The sequence below is a fragment of the Stenotrophomonas sp. YIM B06876 genome, from assembly GCF_030711595.1.
Classification (GTDB): domain Bacteria; phylum Pseudomonadota; class Gammaproteobacteria; order Xanthomonadales; family Xanthomonadaceae; genus Stenotrophomonas.
The window spans coordinates 1-437 of sequence record NZ_JAUJUJ010000560.1; the positions used below are offsets into that span (position 1 = coordinate 1).

1 pseudogene is annotated in these 437 nt (G+C 66.6%); it reads right to left on the reverse strand.

Annotation, left to right across the window (positions count from 1 at the left end):
• Positions 1–437: pseudogene (locus QZH66_RS18460) on the reverse strand (nicotinate phosphoribosyltransferase); the annotation flags it as partial.

A 437-nucleotide genomic window follows, 5' to 3' on the forward strand; every position in this document is an offset into this window, starting at 1 on the left:
GTGAGCTTCATGACGATGTTCAGCGGGCTCAATCCCATGTCGTTGGACAGCTGCGTGCCGATGCCGCAGCCCAGCTGCGTGCGGTCGCCGAAGTGGTGGTAGAGGCGCAGCGCGCGCGGCACGTCGAGCCCGTCGGAGAACACCAGGCGCTTGGTGTGCGGGTCGATGCGCAGTTTCTCGTAGTGCGCCAGGGCCTTCTCGCCCCAGGCGTAGGGGTCGCCCGAGTCGTGGCGCAGGCCGTCGAACAGCTTGGCGAAGTACAGGTCGAAGTCGGCGAGAAAGGCGTCCATGCCGACGGTGTCGGTCAGGGCGATGCCGAGGTCGCCGCGGTACTCCTGCACCCAGTCTTCGAGCGCGGCTTTCTGAAAGTCGCGCAGGCGCACGCCCAGCGCCTGGTAGGTCTGCAGGTATTCGTGCGCCATGGTGCCTATGGGCAC